The sequence below is a fragment of the Acinetobacter sp. CFCC 11171 genome (genome assembly GCF_003268405.1).
In the GTDB taxonomy this organism is placed as follows: Bacteria; Pseudomonadota; Gammaproteobacteria; order Pseudomonadales; family Moraxellaceae; genus Acinetobacter; species Acinetobacter amyesii.
The window spans coordinates 1-2,905 of record NZ_LQXP01000072.1 but is presented as its reverse complement, the minus strand read 5'-3'; the positions used below and the strand labels follow the sequence as shown (position 1 = coordinate 2,905).

The 2,905-nt window shown below is 31.6% G+C and carries 4 protein-coding genes and 2 pseudogenes; 2 read left to right on the top strand and 4 right to left on the bottom strand.

The window, feature by feature from the left end; translation table 11 throughout:
- Positions 1-103: 103 nt before the first annotated feature.
- From AVJ20_RS17730 to AVJ20_RS17720, 3 genes and pseudogenes are all read right to left on the bottom strand, one after another.
- Entirely contained in the window at positions 104-505 is a 402-nt protein-coding gene (locus AVJ20_RS17730; RefSeq protein WP_111886124.1) for an Imm41 family immunity protein, read from the bottom strand.
- Between the two features lie 5 nt (positions 506-510).
- A pseudogene (locus AVJ20_RS17725) lies at positions 511-705 on the bottom strand (toxin C-terminal domain-containing protein); the annotation flags it as partial.
- A 216-nt stretch (positions 706-921) separates the two neighbouring features.
- Positions 922-1,272: pseudogene (locus tag AVJ20_RS17720) on the bottom strand (PAAR domain-containing protein); the annotation flags it as partial.
- Positions 1,273-1,587: 315 nt separating this feature from the next.
- Between AVJ20_RS17720 and AVJ20_RS17715 the strand changes: the two are divergent.
- Together AVJ20_RS17715 and AVJ20_RS17710 are read left to right on the top strand one after the other, a co-directional pair.
- The gene (locus AVJ20_RS17715) at positions 1,588-1,899 is read left to right on the top strand and encodes a BrnT family toxin (RefSeq protein ID WP_005086328.1); all 312 of its coding nucleotides are present in this window, start codon (positions 1,588-1,590) and stop codon (positions 1,897-1,899) included.
- Positions 1,862-2,176 (top strand): BrnA antitoxin family protein, encoded by a 315-nt coding sequence (locus AVJ20_RS17710; protein ID WP_098714789.1) that lies wholly within the window; start codon positions 1,862-1,864, stop codon positions 2,174-2,176. The genes AVJ20_RS17715 and AVJ20_RS17710 overlap by 38 nt, the downstream gene beginning before the upstream one ends.
- Before the next feature lie 82 nt (positions 2,177-2,258).
- Here AVJ20_RS17710 and AVJ20_RS17705 read toward each other — a convergent pair whose 3' ends face one another.
- Positions 2,259-2,618, bottom strand: coding sequence for a DUF4829 domain-containing protein (locus AVJ20_RS17705; protein WP_227554280.1), 360 nt, complete (start codon positions 2,616-2,618; stop codon positions 2,259-2,261).
- Positions 2,619-2,905: the final 287 nt, after the last annotated feature.

Below are 2,905 nucleotides of genomic sequence, written 5' to 3'. Positions count from 1 at the left end.
GATTATACGAAATTTTTAAATTTCTTTAATTATCATAAGGATAATCTCATTTTTTAAATTTCGTATAACGTGTATTATGTTAATTTTAGGAATATTAAATAATTTAATTCGATTTCAAATCATAACCAAAGTCTTGATCATCCAAGTTGATTTCATCTGTAAATAAAATTCCTAATACATATTTAAACCTTTCATATCTATCAAAAATTGTTGGTATTCCCCAATCTTCATCTAAAGTATATAGTTCGTGCTTTTTATAAATTGAAAAGTCACTCCAATCTGGAACAAACATTAATTGAGTAATTCTCATAACTCCTTTCAATATATCTCGGGGTATTGCCGAATTATTAGAATAATGAAAATTTATACTTAATAAATCTTTTTCTAATTTCCAATATTCAACATCAGACCATACCCCCTCATCAATCCATAAGCCTATAAAAGAATTAGGATCATAGATTCCTTCGCCTAAGAAGGTGATATTTCTATTAAAATTTTCCAACATATAATTTAATCTCCGATTCTATTCATATTTACATCAAATGTTCCATTCCGAGTGCTTTTACTATTTAACTTGTCAACACTACTAGCTTCTTTCCATGCCCCACCATTATGCCCATCAACATCTCGAGATATATAACTATTACCTTTTTTATAGACTGCTGCACCATTTTTTGTTCTGTAGTTTGTTTTTTTATATCCCATTGCTTCTGCTGCTTTTCCTGCTGTTTTATCATTAGGATATACTGGAGCCTTTCCATTAATACCTAGTTTTCCAATTTTACTTATCCCCCCAAAAAGAACTCTTAAAGGAGCGATAAAAGTTTCTTCTAAATATGTAAATGGCTGTATAGGTTTTTCTTCGATTTCAATACAGTTACCTTCTTCATCACATGATGGGTAGCTTGCAACTTTATTATTAGAACTGAAATTACTTACAAAACTATTTTGTTGTGTTACTGATTGAAAACTAGAAATAGAAGATTTGCTTGAACTACTTCCAGAACCATTACTCAACACGGCTAGATCAGATAGCTTTAGGTATCTTGATCCACAACTAGAAGTATCACCAACAGCAACAATACTTTTTCCACCAACGGTCATAAAACCTTGATTAGATGCGATTGCACGTGATTGAACCTTACATTTAGGACAAAAGTGAGTCATGCCATCAAGATGTACTGCTTTACCTTCGACAGTAAAAGATGAATCACCTAAAATAATGATTCCACCATGATCGGTTTTACAACCAACTGTTATTAATGCTTTCATTTATAATTTGATTATTTATTAAGAATGAACATATTAAAGCATAAGGAATTAATGATAAAAAATTTGATAACTACTTCACAATTCCTTATCCATTTAACATAATGGGCATTATACGAAATGCATACATTGAAATTTATAAAAATCAAAAACTTATGCTATAAATAATGTGCTCGATGATGTCGAAAAGCCGGCTTGGAAACAAGTCGGCTTTTTTATGAGCAGTTTTGATATATTCCGCCAATAAAAATTGGCTAAATTTTGCAAAATTTACAATTTTGTATTAACATTTTTATATTAACAAAAAGCGATGCAACTATGGAAATTGAGTTTTCATGGGATGAGCATAAAGCAGAAATAAACCTTAAAAAGCATGGTGTAGCTTTTGAAGATGCGACATTGGTTTTTTACGATGCTCATGCCTTATATAAACAGGATCGCTTTGAAAATGGTGAATATCGTTGGCAAGCGATAGGTATGGTACATGGGCAAGCTGTTTTATTGGTGGCCCACACAGTACAAGACCATAATGGGATGGATCATATCCGCATTATTTCGGCACGACAGGCAGAGAAAAAAGAGAGGAAACAGTATGAGCAAAACCGTTACTTACAAAATGGATTTGAATAATCCTCCTGTTTTGTCTGAAGAACAAAAGGCAAGACTTGAAGCCCTGGCTAAACGCCCAGACAGTGAAATAGACTTTTCGGACATTCCTGAACTTGATGAAAGTTTCTGGAAAAATGCAGTACAGAACCCTTTTTACAAGCCTACTAAACAAGTGACTACGGTTCGTATTGATGCAGATGTAATGCAATGGCTAAAGGCCCAAGGTAAAGGCTATCAGACAAGAATGAATAAGATTCTGCGTGATGCCATGCTGAATGAACTAAAAAATCATCCATAAAAAATGGGAGCTATAGGCTCCCATTTTTAGTTTCGTATAAGGTGTATTATGTTAATTTTAGGGAAAATAAATAATTATTAGCTTAAGGCCCACTACCCAATCCTGTAATTAGCCAATCAGATTGAGGAGATTTTTTCACAAGAGTAATAAATAAAATATAGTCACCTACTGGACTGCCAGCATCATCTATATGCACGACTTTAACTTTTACCATCACTGAAATAATTTTATAAAATTCTTGATAATACTCAGGTCTACTTTCCGCTGAATCATCATTAATTCTTATTATTTCTAAAATTTTTGAGTCTTTGAAAGAAAGAAATCTTTCAGGACTTTTTAAGTCTTCATATAATTGCGCATCAGGCCAAACATATTTGATTGCTGATTTTCGATCATGTTTAGCAAGTGAATTTAAGAAAAGTATCGTTGTCTGTTTTGCCATTTCATTGTCATAATTCAATTTCTGTTTATATGAATTAAAGATCAGAATTAAACATAGACCTACAAGCAAAATTCCTACTTTTATAATTTTTGGGCGATTTACCATTCTTTTTGAAAACCCTTTCTAACTGCTAATGTTTAACCTTATCAATAAAGTCAGGCACTTATTTAACATAATGGCGATTATACGAAATTTTTAAATTTCTTTAATTATCATAAGGATAATCTCATTTTTTAAATTTCGTATAACGTGTATTATGCTAATTTTAGAAAACATTGATAATTGTC

Excerpts from the sequence above, each read along its gene's own strand:
- AVJ20_RS17730 (WP_111886124.1), bottom strand. The coding sequence starts at position 505 with ATGTTGGAAAATTTTAATAGAAATATCACCTTCTTAGGCGAAGGAATC.
- AVJ20_RS17715 (WP_005086328.1), top strand. The coding sequence starts at position 1,588 with ATGGAAATTGAGTTTTCATGGGATGAGCATAAAGCAGAAATAAACCTT.
- AVJ20_RS17710 (WP_098714789.1), top strand. The coding sequence starts at position 1,862 with ATGAGCAAAACCGTTACTTACAAAATGGATTTGAATAATCCTCCTGTT.
- AVJ20_RS17705 (WP_227554280.1), bottom strand. The coding sequence starts at position 2,618 with ATGGCAAAACAGACAACGATACTTTTCTTAAATTCACTTGCTAAACAT.